Source organism: Ferruginibacter lapsinanis, assembly GCF_020783315.1.
GTDB lineage: Bacteria > Bacteroidota > Bacteroidia > Chitinophagales > Chitinophagaceae > Ferruginibacter > Ferruginibacter lapsinanis.
The window spans coordinates 1200704-1218251 of record NZ_CP086063.1; the positions used below are offsets into that span (position 1 = coordinate 1200704).

At 36.1% G+C, this 17548-nt stretch carries 15 protein-coding genes; 13 read left to right on the forward strand and 2 right to left on the reverse strand.

The window, feature by feature from the left end; translation table 11 throughout:
* Positions 1 to 116: 116 nt before the first annotated feature.
* From LK994_RS05260 to LK994_RS05315, 13 genes are all read left to right on the forward strand, one after another.
* A complete protein-coding gene (locus LK994_RS05260) occupies positions 117 to 482 on the forward strand; it encodes a hypothetical protein (RefSeq protein ID WP_229761843.1) in 366 nt (121 codons plus the stop codon).
* 38 nt (positions 483 to 520) lie between these two features.
* Positions 521 to 1102, forward strand: a complete 582-nt coding sequence (locus LK994_RS05265) for a porin family protein (RefSeq protein ID WP_229761844.1) — start codon at positions 521 to 523, stop codon at positions 1100 to 1102.
* Between the two features lie 56 nt (positions 1103 to 1158).
* Positions 1159 to 1917, forward strand: coding sequence for an MlaE family ABC transporter permease (locus LK994_RS05270; protein WP_229761845.1), 759 nt, complete (start codon positions 1159 to 1161; stop codon positions 1915 to 1917).
* A gap of 4 nt (positions 1918 to 1921) precedes the next feature.
* Positions 1922 to 2701, forward strand: a complete 780-nt coding sequence (locus tag LK994_RS05275) for an ABC transporter ATP-binding protein (RefSeq protein ID WP_229761846.1) — start codon at positions 1922 to 1924, stop codon at positions 2699 to 2701.
* Between the two features lie 21 nt (positions 2702 to 2722).
* Positions 2723 to 3601, forward strand: a complete 879-nt coding sequence (locus LK994_RS05280; protein WP_229761847.1) for an MlaD family protein — start codon at positions 2723 to 2725, stop codon at positions 3599 to 3601.
* Between the two features lie 126 nt (positions 3602 to 3727).
* On the forward strand, positions 3728 to 8974 hold the full coding sequence (locus LK994_RS05285) for a translocation/assembly module TamB domain-containing protein (RefSeq protein WP_229761848.1): 5247 nt from the start codon (positions 3728 to 3730) through the stop codon (positions 8972 to 8974).
* Positions 8971 to 11259: a translocation and assembly module lipoprotein TamL gene (tamL, locus tag LK994_RS05290; protein ID WP_229761849.1), complete on the forward strand. Its 2289-nt coding sequence runs from the start codon at positions 8971 to 8973 to the stop codon at positions 11257 to 11259. The genes LK994_RS05285 and tamL overlap by 4 nt, the downstream gene beginning before the upstream one ends.
* A 106-nt stretch (positions 11260 to 11365) precedes the next feature.
* Positions 11366 to 11551, forward strand: coding sequence for a Thivi_2564 family membrane protein (locus LK994_RS14595; RefSeq protein WP_394799437.1), 186 nt, complete (start codon positions 11366 to 11368; stop codon positions 11549 to 11551).
* Positions 11552 to 11595: 44 nt separating this feature from the next.
* Positions 11596 to 12657, forward strand: a complete 1062-nt coding sequence (locus LK994_RS05295) for an OmpA family protein (RefSeq protein WP_229761850.1) — start codon at positions 11596 to 11598, stop codon at positions 12655 to 12657.
* 147 nt (positions 12658 to 12804) lie between these two features.
* Positions 12805 to 12990 (forward strand): CsbD family protein, encoded by a 186-nt coding sequence (locus tag LK994_RS05300; RefSeq protein ID WP_229761851.1) that lies wholly within the window; start codon positions 12805 to 12807, stop codon positions 12988 to 12990.
* Positions 12991 to 13250: 260 nt separating this feature from the next.
* The gene (locus LK994_RS05305) at positions 13251 to 14468 is read left to right on the forward strand and encodes an ice-binding family protein (protein ID WP_229761852.1); all 1218 of its coding nucleotides are present in this window, start codon (positions 13251 to 13253) and stop codon (positions 14466 to 14468) included.
* Between the two features lie 199 nt (positions 14469 to 14667).
* The gene (locus tag LK994_RS05310) at positions 14668 to 15183 is read left to right on the forward strand and encodes a DUF4468 domain-containing protein (protein WP_229761853.1); all 516 of its coding nucleotides are present in this window, start codon (positions 14668 to 14670) and stop codon (positions 15181 to 15183) included.
* A 120-nt stretch (positions 15184 to 15303) separates the two neighbouring features.
* Positions 15304 to 15537 carry a hypothetical protein gene (locus LK994_RS05315; RefSeq protein ID WP_229761854.1) on the forward strand — a complete coding sequence of 78 codons (234 nt, stop codon included), beginning with the start codon at positions 15304 to 15306 and terminating at the stop codon, positions 15535 to 15537.
* A gap of 192 nt (positions 15538 to 15729) precedes the next feature.
* Here LK994_RS05315 and LK994_RS05320 read toward each other — a convergent pair whose 3' ends face one another.
* Entirely contained in the window at positions 15730 to 15903 is a 174-nt protein-coding gene (locus LK994_RS05320; protein ID WP_229761855.1) for a hypothetical protein, read from the reverse strand.
* A 282-nt stretch (positions 15904 to 16185) separates the two neighbouring features.
* Positions 16186 to 17526, reverse strand: a complete 1341-nt coding sequence (locus LK994_RS05325; RefSeq protein ID WP_229761856.1) for a M23 family metallopeptidase — start codon at positions 17524 to 17526, stop codon at positions 16186 to 16188.
* Positions 17527 to 17548: the final 22 nt, after the last annotated feature.

Genomic DNA, 17548 nt, shown 5'->3' on the forward strand with positions numbered 1-17548 from the left:
TGTAACTTTTTTAAGTAATTGTATAACACTTATATCCTCAAGTAAGTGCACCTTTATTGCTGGCAATGATCAGTTTTGCCTGCCACTGTAATTCTAACAATTTTAATAGCAATACAATGTCAACGATCAATAGATTGGGCATTTGGATGGATCATTCAATTGCCTACCTGATAGAGTTTTCTACAGGTACTTTCGAATCAAAATACATCAAAGCGAAATTCGCTGGCCAATTGAGGCCGATTGAATTAGCCAATGAAGGATTTGCATCGGATGATTATGAGCAGAATGAACAAATTGAATACTATACAAGTATAGGAGATGTTATAAAAGATTATGATGAGGTATTACTGTTTGGTCCGTCTGATGCCAAGATAGAATGTTTCAATGTTTTAAAGGCCAATCATGATTTTGATAAAATAAAAATTGAAACAAAACAAATGCAGCGATATTTTGAAGATAGCCGGATAAATTATTGTCTATAAATATTTTTTTAACCCTAATTATTAATCAAAAAACAATTATGAAATTTTACGCAAGCGTAGCAATTGCTGCAATCTTAATGACAACTCAGGCCAAGGCACAACATGTAAACATTGGTATCAAAGGTGGATTCAACCTTTATAATATCAATAACAGTAATGGAGTAAAGTACGATAGCAAACCGGGCATCCATTTGGGGTTGATAGGGCATATACATCTAGCCAAACAGGTAGCATTTCAACCGGAAATAGTGTACTCTAGCCAAGGCGCAAAATACACAACAGGCGGAGTAGTTACCAAACTTAATTTGAACTACGTTAATGTGCCATTGATGTTGCAGTATATGTTTGACAATGGCTTCAGGTTACAAGCCGGACCACAAGTTGGTTTTTTAATAAGTGCAAAATCTAAAACAAATGATGTGGATACTGATGTTAAAGACAATTTAAAAATGGTTGATTTTGGCCTTGGATTTGGCGCAGGTTATGTACATCCTCCCAGTGGTCTTGGTATAGATATCAGATACAATCTTGGATTGAGTGATATCAATGAAAACAATGCTGTAAAATCAACTAACAGAGGTTTACAGTTAGGTGTTTTTTATCTTTTTAATCATAAATAATATTTCGGAAGAGATGGTGTTTGCCGTCTCTTCCGATTTTTTAAAAGAATAAAATTTTGGTTGTTTATTTAAAAAATATTTTTACTGATACCGGTATTGTAACACAGTTTATTGCCCGATTTTTCAAAGAGTTCTTTAAGCCTCCGTTTGAGATAAGAGAATTTTTGAAACAATGTTATGTGATAGGGTATAAATCCTTACCCCTGGTAACTATTACGGGTTTTATAATGGGGTTGGTGTTAACGCTTCAATCACGACCTACGTTAGCTGAGTTTGGCGCCGAATCGTGGTTGCCAAGCATGGTGGCATTATCATTGATCAGAGAGATCGCTCCGGTAATTACTGCGTTGATATGTGCAGGAAAAGTTGCATCAGGGATTGGTGCCGAACTGGGTTCTATGAAAGTAACGGAGCAAATAGATGCAATGGAAGTATCTGCGATCAATCCATATAAATATCTGGTAGTAACAAGAGTAATGGCTACTACTTTAATGATTCCACTGTTGGTTGTTTATGCCGATGGTATTGGAATTATTGGCGGGTATGTAGGTATTAACATACATAGCGATGTTAGTTTGTTCAGGTATTTTTCCCAAGTGTTTGAAGCGTTGGAATTTTTAGATATTATTCCGGCCACTGTCAAAACGTTTTTCTTCGGATTTTTTATTGGCATGATAGGCTGCTATAAAGGATACACAGCTGCCAATGGTACAGAGAGTGTGGGTAAAGCGGCTAACTCCGCAGTGGTAGCGGCGTCTTTATCAATATTCATTATTGATATGCTGGCAGTACAAATAACAGATCTATTTTTCTAACAATATGGAACAGCCCGTAACAGATATAATACAAACAACAACGCAAAATATAGCAGCACCTATCATAGAGATAGAAGGGTTATACAAATCTTTTGGCAAAGACAACGATGTTTTAAAGGGGCTCAATCTTGTGGTAAACAAAGGAGAGAACCTGGTGATATTGGGTAAGTCGGGGTCAGGAAAGTCAATTGCTATAAAATGTTTAGTTGGTTTGGTGGCAGCAGACAAAGGCCTGATAAAGGTTTTTAATGCTGATATCAGTTTGTTGGACGATAATCAATTGAATGCAATAAGAGTGAGGATTGGATTCCTTTTTCAAAATGCGGCTTTGTACGATTCTATGACGGTGAGAGAAAATCTTCGATTTCCTTTAAAGCGACATTCCAAAGATCTTTCTGAAGAAGAAATTGAAAAGGCAATAATTGCTGCGTTGGCAAATGTAGGCCTCGAAGAAGCAATAGATAAAATGCCTAGCGAATTGTCGGGGGGTATGCGGAAAAGGATCGGATTGGCACGTACACTTATTTTAAATCCGGAGATAATATTATATGATGAACCAACAACAGGTTTGGATACAATTACTTCCAGGGAAATAAGCGAACTTATTTTGTCTCTTCAAAAAAAATATAAAACAACCTCTATCATCATTACTCATGATATGGCTTGTGCTAAACTTACAGCAGATAAGTTAATGGTTCTCAAAGATGGTGTGATCAATGCTGAAGGAACTTATGAGGAATTGGAAAAAAGTGAGGATGAATGGGTTCGCTCGTTCTTTAATTAATGACAGTATAAAATAAAAAATATGAATAAGGAATCGGGCTTTACCTGGAAATTAGGAATGTTTGTACTCATTGGATTGGTCTTGTTTGTAGTAACGATCTACTTTGTTGGTAAACAAAAAAATCTTTTTGGTTCTACTTTTCGTTTGAAGGCAAAATTCAAAACCGTCAGCGGTTTAAAAGAAGGTAATAATGTTCGCTTCTCCGGTATTAATGTGGGGACCATCGATAATATTGAATTAACAACTGATACTACAGTAGTAGTTGATATCGTCTTAAAGAAGGAAGTTCAGCAGTTTATTAAGACCGATGCTAAAGCAAGCATTGGTTCAGATGGATTGATGGGGGATAAAGTGTTAACGATTTCTCCCGGCACACCAACAAATCCCCAGGTGAAGGATAATGATCTTATTGCTTCCAAAACTGCAATAGAAATGGATGATGTGATGAACAGTATAAAGACGAGTGTAGATAATGCCGGAATTATTACCGGGCAATTGGCTGCATTTAGTTTTAAGATGAATAATGGCAATGGGGCATTGTCGCAATTAATAAGTGATGAAGAAACATCTAACAGTATAAAAAGTACGATCAAAAATTTACAGGTCAGTTCAAACAAATTTGCACAGTTCACTTCTAAATTGAATGATGGCAATTTTAATCAAACACTTGACTCTACTATGGCTAACATACAAGGTGCCACAAAAGGCCTTGATGAAAACATGGAGGCGTTACAACATAATTTTTTATTAAGAGGATTTTTTAAGAAAAAGGCAAAAGCAGAGGCAAAGAAAGCGGCTGAGGCCAAAAAGGCAATTGAAGCCAAAAAGAAAAATGATCTGATAAAAAAAGATACACTAACGATCAAGATGATCAATCCAATAGATAGCATAGCGCAATAAAATGCTTTGTTCAAAGATCAAATGCTACATACACTTATAGCCATTGGGAATCGTTATTTATTTTAACTGTTTCGATATGTCCGGTTGAGTAGTATAAGTAGATCGGCATATAACAGATATTATCAAATGAGCACTAAAAACATATTCAGAAGGGTCAGAAAAATGTTTCTGTACATACTTAGTTTTGTGCTTTTTGTTTTTATTGCACTTGTCGGATTTCTACATACCAATTATGCAAAAGAGCTTGTCAACGAAAAGATACAAGCCTATCTCCGGTATAAAATTAAAACGAAAGTTGTTATTGGTTCAGTTGATTATAGTTTACCACGTAGTATAATATTTAAAAATGTATACCTGGAAGATCAGGACAACGATACGCTATTGGCGGGAGAAATAGTATCTGTTGAATTAAATATGCTTAAACTTTTTTGGGGTGAAACAGATATCAACAAAGTTGAACTAAAAAATATAAACGCCAATATATCACGAAGAGCAAATGAGACTGATTATAATTTCCAGTTTCTTGTCAAAGCATTTTCAGGCGACACGACCACAATCAATCCGATAGCTAAAGACTCGATTCCTTTAAAAATTATTTTAAAAGAGATTACGTTGGAGAACTTTAATTTAAAATTTAAAGATGAACATGCAGGGAATGATTTTAATACAACGGTAAAACAGCTGAATGCTACAGTTAATACATTTCAACCCGATCGATTGTTTTTTGCGATCGAAAACCTCAATACGTCCGGGGTTGATTTTTCGATGAAGTTGTACAAGCCGGAGAATTTACAACCTGCTCAATATTCTACTACATCAAATAATAACTTCAGACTTACTGCTAATCAATCAGATCTAAAGAATATACAGGTGTCTATTAAAGATGAAGCAGATGGTATGTTTTACAGCAATGACGTACACCATCTTACAACCAGTAGCACGGATATCAATCTTCTGTTGCAAAAAGTAGTGCTTGGTGATGTAATAGTAGACAGCTCTTCTGCAAAATTTATTGCTCCGGTAAATATACCGCATCAGTTAGTGAATGTTTCAGGTAAAAACAATGACTGGATCGTTTCATTAAAGTCTTTACAGTTATCTAATGATCAGTTTCAATTTGATGAAAATCAATCAGCGATACAAAAAGGAGGTTTTGATCCATCACACTTATTGGCAAAAAACATTCATGCAAGTACCGGAGCTATTTTTTATTCGCCAGACAGTATGGCGGCAATGATACATCAACTGGCTTTTGTCGAAAAGAGCGGACTGATTGTTGATACAGCTCATGGACAACTTCTGTATGGCAAAACAGGCATTGTGGCTACAGACTTTTATCTTAAAACCCCACAGAGTGTACTACAAAATTCATTTCGGCTTTATTGTGACGATATTTCAAAACTTCAATCTAACACCCAAAACAGTGTGGTAACAGCGATGTTATCTCATTCTACTATTGCAATAAATGATCTGTACACCATACTGCCATCAGTTAAAGAATATTTACCGGTAGAAAAATTTCATGATAATGTTATACATATTAACTCTGAAGTGAAAGGAAGTTTACAACAATTGGTCATCCCGTATCTGCAGCTGAAAGGGTTATCCGGCAGCTCAATAAATGCTAAAGCCATTTTATATAATATTGCCGATGCTGAAAAGATGGGATACGATATAACTGTTTATAATTCTCATTTATTAAAAAAAGACGTACTTAAATTTATTCCTTATAATGAATATGTTGGCGAGCTACCCAACGACATAAATTTGAATACTCACATAAAAGGGAACAGGACGAAGAGCATTTTCGATCTGGATATAAGTAGTACTTTATTTAAATTAAAAGGAAAGGCTGATATTAAGAACATTAATAAACCTGAAAAAATTCAATACGATATTTCCATCAAGGAGGGTAAAGTAGAAAAAAGTTTCATTGAAAAATTCATTCCACAAAACACTATTCCTTCTTCTATTCAACTACCATCGACGATTTTATTCAAAGGTCTCTTAAAGGGGGATATGAATAATGTAACACCTGACCTGGTAATAAGTGGAACCTACGGAACAGTTACTGCGAAAGGGTATGTACATAATTTTAAAAATACTGCCGCCGCTAATTATGATATGTATTTTACTACTCAGAATTTTGAAGTGGGGAAACTGTTGAAACAAGATAGTGTACTCGGAAATATTACTTTATCAGGTTCGGCAAAAGGAACAGGCCTCGACTATAAAACGATGCGTTCCAATTTTGACTTTACGATTGGGCAGGTGAAAGTAAAAAAATATGACTACAAAAACATTACAGTAGTTGCTGATTTGAATAAAGGAAAATTAGCATCAGCCGGAAATGTAAATGATTCAAATGTGCAGGTTAGATTTACAGCAGCGGCCAATCTGTCTAATAAGTATCCATCTGATGTGGATATGATTTTTTTAGTAGATACCATACAGTTGCAGCAATTGCATTTGTATAACGACACCCTCAATGCTTCTTTTAAAACTCATATCACTGCAGAAGATCTGGACCCTAGGAATTTGAATGCCTATATACTGATAGACTCTTCTAAATTATTCCTTAATAATAAACACTATTTGTTAGATTCGATCATTGCGAAAGCTGTTGCTGTGAATGGTGAAAATGATGTGGCATTTCGGTCTCCCCTGGCTGATATTTTTGCGAAAGGGAAGTTTGACTATGAACAGATTGCTCAATCTGTTATACAATATATAGATAAGCACTACAATATAGTATCAACTCTTCCTGAACAACTACCTCCACAACAGATTACCGTTGAGGGCAAAATAAAAAAACATCCATTGATGCCTGATCTGATACCAGGATTGGCTTACGAGGATATAGTATTTGATGCCGGTTATACTTCTAATTGGGGAGACAGCGCATTGAAAGTACATGCATTCGTGCCGGGGTTTTCTTATCAAACCTATTCAGTGAGTAATGGTAAAATTGATATTGCTTCTTTAAATAGCGAAATTGATTATGCAGCTACTTTTGATACGTTAAGAGTAAATAAAAATACTTTTTATGCTACTGCACTAAAAGGGAATTTGATAAATGATAGCTTAAATATTTCTGCTCTAACCAAAGACAAAAAAAATATTGACCAGTTTGGAATTGGCGCAGCCATTACTGCAAGTAATGATAACTACACGTTTTCATTGCAAAAAGATCTGCTGTTGAATTATCAGCAATGGAATGTGTCATCAGATAATAAGATCAGTTATTCTCCACAAGGGATATTGGTTCATAATTTTTCTTTGGAAAATGGGCATTCAAAAATTTCAGCTAATAGTCCGGAAAATATCATCAATAGCCCGATCGATATTAATATTGAAAAATTTGATATTAAAGATATTGCCTCAATAGCAAACAGAGACACGCTGCTGGCAAGTGGGATCATCAACGGAAAAATAAATGTGAGCGACTTAGATAAAAAGCTTCCGGCATTCACTGGCAATCTTACGGTGGATGGTTTGCAGTATATGCAGCAACCGATAGGTGATATAAAATTTTCTGCCACCAACAGAACGGAAAATACTGTTGCAGCTACTTTAGAATTGACAGGTAATGGAAATAATGTGATCACAAAAGGAAATTATTATTTGAATAATGAGTCAGATCAATTTGATGCTGATCTGGATATTCGTCGATTAAGTATGCCTACTTTGCAGGCATTTACCATTGGTAACTTGACAAGATCTTCAGGTAGTTTAAATGGAAATATTAAATTATCCGGGAGCTTTAAAGAACCAAAATGGAATGGAGCAGTAAATTTCGATTCTGCAAAATTTACCATTGCCAAAACCGGTGCCGCCTATTCGATAGATCAACAAAAAATAGCACTTAATTACCCCGATATTAATTTTAATAATTTTTCTATCAAAGATTCTACAGGTAATACAATGACAGTAGATGGCAAGGTCATTGCTCAATCTTTAACTGACTATGATTTTTCGCTGGCACTAAAATCAAGAAATTTTACAATTGTCAATACGCCCAAGGCCATCGATAATCAGATATACGGTTTTGCTGCTATCACGTCAAATGTTACAGTGTCAGGAAATATGAGTAGTCCTGATATTGAGGGTAGTGTTTCTCTTACTAATAAAAGCGATGTAACGATCGTATTGCCGGAACAGAACCTGGATAAAAATGCAGCAAGATCAGTGGTACGATTTATTGACAGAGACACTTTTGCTTTACCCGAAAAAATAGCGTTCAGTCCGCAAGCAGAACAAAAATCAGGCTTTGCAGAATTTCTTAATTACAACCTGAACATAACAATTGCTAAAAATGCAGCACTTACCATTATAGTAGATCCTTCAAGTGGCGATGAATTAAAAGTACAAGGAGATGCCCAGTTAAATGCAGGTGTAGATCCCGGAGGTAATATTGTATTGGCCGGAAACTATGCATTGAAAAGCGGTTATTATATTTTAAACTATCAGTTCTTACAAAGAAAATTCAACTTGCTGGAGGGAAGCACCATAGCATTTTCAGGCTCACCGATGGATGCACAGGTTGATATTACGGCAGAATATATTGCTTATACGGCAGCAGGAGATCTGTTAGAAAATGAAGTAGGACAGATGGATGCATCACTGGCTTCAATGTTTAACCAGAAAATTCCTTTTAGGGTAGTGCTGTATTTGAAAGGAGAGATGAAAAAGCCTGTCATCAGTTTTGATATTCAATTGCCGGATGAAAGTTTAAATGTGCCGATCAGTAATGCTTTGCGAACCACTATCGAAAACAAGCTGACTCAAATGCGTGGAGATGCGGCTGCAACAAATAAAGAAGTTTTTTCGTTGCTATTGCTTGGCCGCTTTGTAGGAGAACAAAGCTCAGATTTTTTTAAGGGCAATGGAGCAACAATCGATGATGTGGCAAGACAAAGCGTAAGCAAATTTTTATCTTCTGCCCTTAATCAAATAGCCGCAGATCTTTTTAAAGGAATAGATATTGATCTTAATTTAAATAGTTACCAGGATTTTAGTAATGGCACTGCACAACAAAAAACAGACTTGAATGTGGCAGTAAGCAAAAACTTTTTGAATAACAGGTTGACTGTTACTGCAGGTAAGAATTTTGGTATAGAAGGAAAAGGAGAAGGGGCAAAAACCGTACAGCAAAATACCAGCTCATTTCCTGACCTGACATTGAATTATAAATTGTCCAGAGATGGGAAATACATGCTAAAGGCATACAAGAAAGAACAATATGAAGTAACAGTAGATGGGTATGTGGTTGAAACGGGAGTAGCATTTGTTATCACTCTTGAATATGACAAATTCAAAGAACTGTTTCATAAAAAAAAGAAACGAACAAAAAAAAGTCCGCCAATTAGATGAGTAAGTATATTTTATATTTTTTGCTGATACTGTTTACTGCAAGTAGTTGCAGCGTAAGGAGGCATTTGCCCAAAGATGAACAATTGTATAGAGGCGCAACGATACACGTCAAAAAGGATGAAGGGGTAAAAAACTCTATTGCTTCACTCAGAAAAAAATTAAAGCCTGCAGTAAGACCCACAGCCAATAAATTTATTCTTGGCCAGCCTTATAAAGTATGGTGGTGGTATTTTATCGGCAGGCCAAAAAGAGAAAAGGGATTAAAAGCATGGCTTAGAAAAAAATTAGGAGAAGCGCCGGTGCTAAGCAGCAGGGTTAATGCAACTGTTACCGCAGAAAATATGACAGCAGCTTTAGAAAACCTGGGTTATTTTCATAGCACAGTACAAGGAGATACAGTGAATAAAAGTTATTTTACAAGAGCTGTTTATACAGCTTATGTAATGCCGCAATATAAAATAAAGAGTATAGTATGGGTGAGTGATAGCTCAGAATTATTAAGAACATTAGAAACAGCGAATAAAAATACAGTTTTAAAACCCGGCAAATATTATAGTCTGAAAGATATTGAAGCTGAAAGAAGTAGGTTAGATCTGGAGATAAAAACAAAGGGCTATTATTTTTTTAATCCGGATTATCTCATGGCCTATGCTGATAGTACTATTGGTAATCATGAAGTGGATCTGTTTTTGAACGTAAAAAAAACAACACCTGCCCTTGCCAAACATGCTTTTGCTATCAATCGTATTACGATCTTTCCAAACTATACGTTAATACTTCCTCCGCCCGATACCAGTAAGATCGGCACGGTTAATTATGATCGATTATTGATACGAGATACGGTTCATAAGTTTAAGCCTTTGTTATTTAAAAGGATGATCACTTACAGACCCGGGGATACCTATAGCAGAAAAGATCAAAACACTTCGTTGAATCGTTTAATAAGTTTGGGCGCTTTTAAATTTGTAAAAAATCGGTTTGAACTTGTAAAGGATACAGGTAGCCTGCATTTGTTAAATGCCTATTACTACCTCACTCCGGCAAAAAGTAAATCTCTGCAGGTGGAGATAGATGGGTTTTCAAAAGAGAATAAATATTACGGATCGCTGGCGAGTTTGAATTGGAAGAACAAAAATGCCTTTCACGGAGCAGAGCAATTGGCCATAAAAGTATATGGTAGCTTTGAAGTGTCAAGGGCCGACTCTTTAAAAAACAGTGGCAATTATCGGTTAGGGGCACAGGCGTCGATCGCTTATCCGAGATTTGCACTTCCCTTCTTTACTTTGAAAGAAAGTAATTTATATCCTCCACGTACCAGTTTTTCATTGGGGTATGAATTATTTATTAAACAAAGTTTTTATACGCAAAATATATTTCGTCTCAAATACGAATTTGCCTGGAAACAAAGCAGCAATAAGGAACATACCTTATCACCTATTGCGATCACTTATTTGAATGCTATACATGTAACGGATGCTTTTCGTGCTGCTGCTGCACAGAACCCATCTATTTTATCAAGTGTATATTCAGAAGTAATTCTTAGTACACTCTATTCTTTTACATACAATACAATGAACCCAACTGATAAAAATCAGTTTTATTTTACCGGAGGGGCAGATCTTTCCGGAAATATTACCGGGTTAATAACGGGTGCAAAAAAGGCAAGAGATAAAAAGATATTTAATACACCTTTTGCTCAATATGTAAAGGTAGATGCGGAGGTTGTTTATAAAAGAATCATAAAAGAGAAACTAAATTGGGTAAATCATTTTCAAATTGGAATTGGTGTACCGTATGATAATTCTGCAATACTTCCTTTTTCTAAACAATATACTATTGGCGGAGCTAGTTCTATCAGAGGCTTTCCTGCACGTACATTAGGCCCCGGTACCTATTTGCCTGATAAAAATGACATACATTTTTTTCAAACCATTGGCGGTGATTACAAATTGTTATTGAATAGTGAGATACGTTTTCCTTTATTTGGAAGTTTTGCCGGTGCAGTTTTTGCCGACATAGGAAATGTATGGACAAAAGATACGCTGCTGTTTGGCCCGAAGGCACAGCTGACAAAAGATTTTTATAAAGAACTGGCTGTGGCGTCCGGCATAGGTATTCGATTTGATGCCAATGTGCTTTTAATAAGATTAGACCTGGGTGTTCCACTGCGGAAACCTTTTTTGCCAGATGGCAAACGTTGGGTATTTGATCAGATTTCATTTGGTGATAAATACTGGAGAAGAAGCAATTTAATATTGAATATAGCCATCGGTTATCCTTTTTAGTTTTCTTACTCATAATGTGTGAATAATGTAAATCATTTCAACTATTGTGTAACACTATCGGCAGTAAAATAGACCATCTTTGAGTTTCACACTTAAACTATTTTTTATGCCTATTCTTACTATTTTGATCGTCTTGATTGTTGTCGGGGTCCTTCTTTGGTTGGTAAATACTTATTTGCCGATGGATCGAAAAATTAAAAACATTCTCAATATTGTAGTGGTGATCGTTGTTGTTATATGGTTACTTAAAGCCTTTGGTGTTCTGTCTTCTTTAAATAATCTACACACATAATCATATCCATTAACAATATCAGTAATTCAATAAATTAAAATACAATGAAACATTTACAAATAATTCAGCTTTTTGCAATAATGCTTTTAGCAAATATTTTTTTACCTGTATACGCACAGGCTCAGGCAACGCCTCCTTCTAAATATTCTATGAAAAAAGATGGCGATGGTGATGGCGTGAAAAATAAAAGAGACAAATGTCTTACCACACCTCCGGGTGTTACTGTTGACGGGTATGGTTGCCCGTTAGATCTTGATAAAGATGGAGTGCCGGATTATTTGGATAAATGTCCGGACTTGCCCGGCTTAGCTGAATTAAATGGTTGCCAGGATAAAGATGCAGATGGGGTAAGTGATTCTGAAGATGCATGTCCTGATGTGCCTGGTATTGGAAGATTCATGGGTTGTCCGGATAGTGATGGCGATGGTATTGAAGATAAAAAGGACAAATGTCCCAATGCAAAAGGGTTAGACAGATTTCAGGGATGTCCTGATACAGACGGCGATGGTGTAGAAGATACCAAAGATAAATGCCCTGATACCAAATCGGGTGTTACAGTAGATTTTAAAGGTTGTCCTGCTGATTCAGATATGGATGGAGTATTAGATATTAATGATAAATGTCCGTACACGATTGCCGGAGTAAAAGTAGATGAAACGGGTTGCCCGGCAGATACAGATGGCGATGGTGTGTTGAATGTTTTTGATAAATGTCCTACAGTAAAAGGAGATGCATCTAATAATGGTTGTCCTGCAAAAGTTGTTAAACGCATGAATTTTGCCATACGTAAAGTAAACTTTGATTCAAAAAGCGGATCTGTAAAAGCATCATCTTATGCAATGTTAGATGAAGTGGTAGCTATTTTGAAAGAGTATCCTGATTACAGTTTGAGAATAGGAGGTCATACAGATTCTTATGAAAAAACCCCGGATGTACTTTCTCAAAGCAGGGTGGATGCAGTGAAATCATATCTATTGGGTAAGGGTGTGGCTGATAGCAGAATAACAACTTCTATCTATGGTAAAACAAGACCAGTAACTTCTAATGCCAACGCTACGTTGAGAGCACAAAACAGAAGAGTTGAACTTGAATTGTATTTGAGATAATCATCAATTAATAGATGATAATACTCAATTCTTTGAAGAAATGAAAAGTGTGAAAAATGCAATTATTTTCAGGAACTATGTAACAGTTCCTATCAAAAAAGCACACAACTTTATATTGTTAATCATCACCCTTAAAAACTAAACAAAATGAATACTACAGAAATAAAAGGCACCTGGAATGAGCAGAAGGGTAAGCTTAAACAAAAATTTGCTGAGCTTACAGACAATGATCTGATGTTTGAAGAAGGAAAGAAAGATGAGATGCTGGGAAAACTTCAGATAAAATTGGGCAAAACAAAAGAAGAGCTGGCAAACCTTATAGCAGGCAGTTAGAAGTTTAAATAGTTATTGAGCAAAAAGTGACTATCATTAAGAGTTCTGTTACTTGAACAGATGTAAGGTTAGGTTAGGTTTGTTTTTTTAATTTGTGAAAAGGCTGTTGTTCTCAACGGCCTTTTCCTTTTTAGCTATCCGAATGTTCTATAAGGTAATGTGTGAATGATATAAGATATTCTCATTCTTATGTAACACTTATCATTGCCAAGTAAGCAACCTTTGTGTTGTAATAATTCCGTTACGCTAAAACCGAAAACATGAAAAATAATTTACTTACTATAGTTGCTTGTATTGTATTATCCTTTTCACCCAAAATAAATTTCGCACAAGCAAATCCGCTTGGCACAGCACATAGTTTTGCATTGATGACAGCTTCCGGAAATATTGTGAATACCGGAACAACAATTGTGACCGGTAATATGGGTACAGATGCCGGCACTATTAGCGGATTTCCTCCGGGGATAGTGTTAGGACAAACACATAATGCAGATGCCACAACAGCATTAGCTGCAGCAGATATCGCATTCGCAAACAATTATTTTACCATGACAAACTGCACCAATGCAATAGGTGCCGTTATTGGAAGCAATACCATCCTTACCCCAGGTGTTTATTGCGTTGGAACATCTGCTCAATTAGATGGAGATCTAATCTTAAATGCAGGGAATAACCCAAATGCAAAATTTATTTTCAAGATCAGCGGTAATTTTTCAACTGCTAAATACACAAATATTATCCTTATTAACGAGGCTTCTTTAGAGAATGTATCCTGGCAAATGTCGGGCTCTTTCAGTTTAGGCGATAGTTCAGTTTTTATGGGAACGGTGTTGGCTGGAACCGATATTTATTTGTCGGGAGGTGCATCTCTTTTTGGAAGAGCATTGTCATCTGGAGGGAACATTATTTTGGATAGTAATTTTATTACCACGGGGTTGACTCCGTTAGTAATTAAATTGGCTGGTATAAAAGCTGTTAATACAAATTTTCGTAACCAGATAGAGTGGGCCACTGAAACAGCCGACAAAGGAGATGTATTTGAAATAGAAAGAAGCAGTGATGGAAAAAACTTTGTGCAAATAGATCGACTGATGGCAGAAACACAAACGAGCTCATACAGTTTTTGGGATGAACATCCGTTAACCGGCATAAACTATTATCGCCTGAAATTAACAGAAGCGTCAGGTAAATATTCTTATTCGCCTATTGTTACGGCCATCCTGAAAGCACCGCTTGAGTTTAGTGTAGTGGCTTATCCTAATCCGGTGATCAATACATTAACAATGATCATTAAAGGAACGATCGGTAAAAATGCTGTGATCAATATGACTGATATTTCGGGAAGAAAAATTAAGACAATAATGGTAAAGGATAACCGAGTGGAAATAAATATGACCAGTATGACAACAGGTGTATATTTTGTAAAGTATCTGGATGAAAACGGAAGTCGTATTGTTAAAATAAATAAACAACGATAGAAATATCACCATCGATATATTGGTTCATTAACGGGAACAAATACAATAATGGGTTTGGGCACTATACGCCTGAACCCATTGTTGTTAAAGGAATAGCAACCGTCTGTATAAGACTGGTCAACTAATGTGTGAATGATGCAATTATTTTAGTGAATTGCATAACAATTATTCTCCTTAAACGAACCACCTTTACATCATCATGAAAACATTTATACTAATAGCAATTTTTTTATTTACCATACAGTGCACCTTTGCACAAGATACGTTGGTGACATACACCAGACCATTCAATGAAAGTTCGTTAAATAAAAATGATTTGTTTGACAAAGCGCTGTTGTGGTTTACCCGTTCATTTTATAATAGTTACGATGTAATTAAAGTGAATAATAAAGCAGCAGGTATACTTACCGGAAAAGCATTTTTTTATTCAAGTTATAAAGTGCCGCAAAAGCAAGACAGCACCACAGGTTTTGATTTTACCGATTATAATTTTATCTGGACAATGAAAATAACCGACAATAATGTCAGTTTCAGTATTTCCAATCTTTGTATCAACGGTGGTATACCGGTAACCTCAGCCATTGAAAGTCCCTTTGTTATTTTAATGCAGTCATCTGAAAGATCAGAGCAAAACTGGGGCTTGTCTAAATTGTATTTAATGAAGAATTTAGATGCTTTGTTGGGTAAGTTAAATGTGGAATTGGCAACCAGGTAGTGATTATAGGGTAGATCTTTCTTTTTCAAGACCAAAAGTCTATATAAAGTACAATTATAACATTCCTTTAAATCCCCTCATCCTCTAACAATCTTACCTTTGGGTAACGATTGTAAACAAATGAAAGCGCTCAAAACAATATCGCCGCCAATTTTTGCGTTATTATTTTCTAAAGATCCAATAACAATGAATACCTACACAAACAACAACCAGCACATCAACTCTATGAGTTGCTATGGTAGTGATTTTGATGAGAACATTGCCTACCAGGAGATCAATATCACACAAGAAGAAATTAAAGTTTTAGAAGACCTGTCTCAGGGATTTGCAAACGCTTCTTTTCCCTTTAAATAATACATTTATACGGCATCTATAGGTACTGTCGGGCTATTTGCTTGATAGTTATTCTATAGCCCAATGGATGCCGGATGGAACGAATACCCCACAGGCCGACGAAGGAGGCCGAGGAGTAGGAGTGACAGCTGGTGCCGCTGTTGACTGTGGTATGTGGACGATAGCCCATTTTACACCACAGGTTCATACCTCCTATGCACATCTTCTTCTTCCTAATAATGTTCTGCCATGACGTTGGATGTTCCAAAGTTCAGCGGCAATAAAAGTCTTTTTTTGGTTATTAACTGTTGTGTGGTTTTCTACATTTACACTGTTGGTGTTTGCATTTTTTGTAGCTTTTAATAAGCTGATTGTTTGAGTGTTCATTTTCTTAAGTTTTAGTTGTTTTGAATAGTTTGATTACTTTGATAACACAAAGATAGAAACATTTTAGTACTATGCAAAACAAAGTAGTAAGTTATGTTGTAGTAATATTCATTAATTTATACCGATTTAGATATAAAATGATTGAAAATGAATGAATTAGAAAAAGTAAAAAAATAAAAAATTTTTTTTACTGATTGTAAGAATGGTAATTATTTGGGATGAATGGTGGGAATTATCTTCCTTTTAGGAGAAAATGGCTAAAAATTGGGGTAAAAAATCTAATTAATGGGCAACTTTTAGTCCGAAACCTGTATTTACCTGTACAGTAGCAGAAGGAAATACCGTTAAGCTTCTGCAATCAGCCGATGAATTAATGATGGGATAGTTGGGTACACCCGAGTAGATCACCACATTGGTGGTATTAGTGGGCACTGTTCCGCAACTCCAATTGTTTGCAGTAGCCCAGTCTGTATTGGTGGTGCCACTCCAGGCATTATAATTGTCAGCACAAGATCTTATTTCAAAACTTTGTGAGCAGGTGGTGCCACCATAAGTTGCCTGAAACGTATATACGCCGGAGGTAGTGGGTAGTTTTTTAGAATACTGAACATAACTGTAATTATTGGTACTGGTAAAATTTTGCGTCCAGGTTAAATATGTACTTGCATCGGGATTAAGGATGCTCATCGTGGCCGAAGTACCGTTAGTTTGATTTCTTAAGAATACATAAAATTTTGCAAAGCCTGCCGATAGTCCTGTTCCCTGAAAAGGGGTTACAAATATTTTACTTTCGTTCAACGTTTCAGTGATTCCACAAGTTGGGGCAATATAATCGGTGGTATGTACAGAGGCTTTTATAACAGCCGGTTCTGTGTAAGGTTTTTGTGTGAGCCATTTGCTGGTAAGACTAACGGTATTGCATGTGCCGGAAAAAGGATCTATATAAGTAGTATTGGTGCTCCCCGACCAAACCTCAAAGTGAAGATGCGGTCCGGACGAACTGCCCGAACTACCTACAATACCTAAATACTCTCCTGCAGCAACGCTTTGTCCGATCGCTTTGGCAGTAAATTTTCCTGATTTCATGTGCCAGTATAATGTACGTGAGCCATCTGCATGTTGAAGAATAATATAATTGGCAACCAAATTACTACCGGCTCCAACACAATTTCTATCGTATTCTCCATCGTGTTTATCTATGATGGTTCCCGTCGCTGCAGCAATTACTTCTATCTGATTATTATCCATTTTGAAAAAGGGGAAAGGGCTGATGGCTATATCGGTCCCTCTATGTCCATTATAAGTAATGTTGCCGCAGTTGTAATCTTTAAAGGCAGAGGTATTATCATGATCAACATGAGCGGCAATAAAATAATAGCTGCAATCGGTAAAGCCAACAGCAGCTTGCAGTGGCCATTGTAGTAGCACTATGGCTGATGGACGATATAATGTAGTGGGAATAAATAATGCAGCATTATCATTACAACGCTTTTCAATCAGTTCGTATTGATCCGTAGTAATGCAGGGTTCAACATTATCGATTGTTGAAGTTTGCTGCGCTGATACCTTGATCAGCAACAACTGCAAAAATAATATCAGACTAAGCGTTAGTTTTAATTTCATTTATCATCTGTAAGATACAGTA

Bases quoted from the DNA above. Each gene is read 5' to 3' on its own strand.
- LK994_RS05315 (WP_229761854.1), top strand. From the start codon at position 15,304: ATGAAAGCGCTCAAAACAATATCGCCGCCAATTTTTGCGTTATTATTT.
- LK994_RS14595 (WP_394799437.1), top strand. From the start codon at position 11,366: ATGCCTATTCTTACTATTTTGATCGTCTTGATTGTTGTCGGGGTCCTT.
- tamL (WP_229761849.1), top strand. From the start codon at position 8,971: ATGAGTAAGTATATTTTATATTTTTTGCTGATACTGTTTACTGCAAGT.
- LK994_RS05320 (WP_229761855.1), bottom strand. From the start codon at position 15,903: ATGAACACTCAAACAATCAGCTTATTAAAAGCTACAAAAAATGCAAAC.
- LK994_RS05325 (WP_229761856.1), bottom strand. From the start codon at position 17,526: ATGAAATTAAAACTAACGCTTAGTCTGATATTATTTTTGCAGTTGTTG.
- LK994_RS05260 (WP_229761843.1), top strand. From the start codon at position 117: ATGTCAACGATCAATAGATTGGGCATTTGGATGGATCATTCAATTGCC.
- LK994_RS05305 (WP_229761852.1), top strand. From the start codon at position 13,251: ATGAAAAATAATTTACTTACTATAGTTGCTTGTATTGTATTATCCTTT.
- LK994_RS05285 (WP_229761848.1), top strand. From the start codon at position 3,728: ATGAGCACTAAAAACATATTCAGAAGGGTCAGAAAAATGTTTCTGTAC.
- LK994_RS05310 (WP_229761853.1), top strand. From the start codon at position 14,668: ATGAAAACATTTATACTAATAGCAATTTTTTTATTTACCATACAGTGC.
- LK994_RS05280 (WP_229761847.1), top strand. From the start codon at position 2,723: ATGAATAAGGAATCGGGCTTTACCTGGAAATTAGGAATGTTTGTACTC.
- LK994_RS05295 (WP_229761850.1), top strand. From the start codon at position 11,596: ATGAAACATTTACAAATAATTCAGCTTTTTGCAATAATGCTTTTAGCA.
- LK994_RS05300 (WP_229761851.1), top strand. From the start codon at position 12,805: ATGAATACTACAGAAATAAAAGGCACCTGGAATGAGCAGAAGGGTAAG.
- LK994_RS05265 (WP_229761844.1), top strand. From the start codon at position 521: ATGAAATTTTACGCAAGCGTAGCAATTGCTGCAATCTTAATGACAACT.
- LK994_RS05275 (WP_229761846.1), top strand. From the start codon at position 1,922: ATGGAACAGCCCGTAACAGATATAATACAAACAACAACGCAAAATATA.